Raw genomic sequence first — 784 nt, 5'->3', positions numbered from 1 at the left:
GCTGACCGGCCTGCCCGCCGCCCTGGACGGCCGCTCGCTGCGCGCCCGGGTGCTCGCCGGACCGGCCGGAGCCGCCGTCACCGAGGCCCGGCTGGAGCTGCTCGCCGAACTCCGTGAACCGGACGAACTCCCGTACCTGAAGCGGGCGTTGGACGATGCGGCCGAGCACCGCAGCGCGCTCGCCGAGCGCCTCCGGCTGGTCCTGGCCACAATCGCCGAGACCGCCGCGCTGCGCGCCGTCCCGCCGCAGCGCCGCCGCGACGAGCCGTTGCGCCGCACGCCCGCCGACGCCTGGCTGGAGCTCGCCGACTTCGTCGACAAGCGGCTGGCCCGGCTCCAGAAGCACGCCGAGGAGCTCACCCAGGAGCTCGAACTCGCCGACCACGAGCGCGACGTGGCCGCCGACCGACTGGAGAGGGCGTCCACCGCCGACCGGGCCGAGCCGGTCGGGACCAGCACCACCGTCCTGCTCACGCTCACCACCGCAGGCACCGCCGACGGCACCGCCCCCGGCAGTGACCACCTCGACGTGGAACTGGAGTACGGCGTCCCCGCCGCCCGCTGGGTGCCCGCCTACCGGCTGTCCTACCGGACCGGCTCCGACACCGCCCACCTGGTCCTGCGCGCCGCCGTCGCCCAGCGCACCGGCGAGGACTGGACCGGCGTGCGCCTCGCCCTGTCCACCGCCGACCTCGACCGCCGCACCGACCTGCCCCGGCTCGCCTCGCTGCGGATCGGCCGCAGCCAGCCCGCCCCGCCGCCCTCCGGCTGGCGCGAGCCCCCG

The 784-nt window shown here is 77.4% G+C and carries 1 protein-coding gene; it reads left to right on the top strand.

Annotated features, from left to right (window positions below):
• The coding region (locus tag KS423_RS46540; RefSeq protein WP_224285668.1) for a DUF4139 domain-containing protein at positions 1-784 on the top strand (784 nt) is incomplete at both ends.

The sequence above is a fragment of the Streptomyces sp. LS1784 genome (genome assembly GCF_020103755.1).
In the GTDB taxonomy this organism is placed as follows: Bacteria; Actinomycetota; Actinomycetes; order Streptomycetales; family Streptomycetaceae; genus Kitasatospora.
Note: the sequence above shows the minus strand (reverse complement) of the source record. Positions and strands in the feature narration are given on the sequence as shown.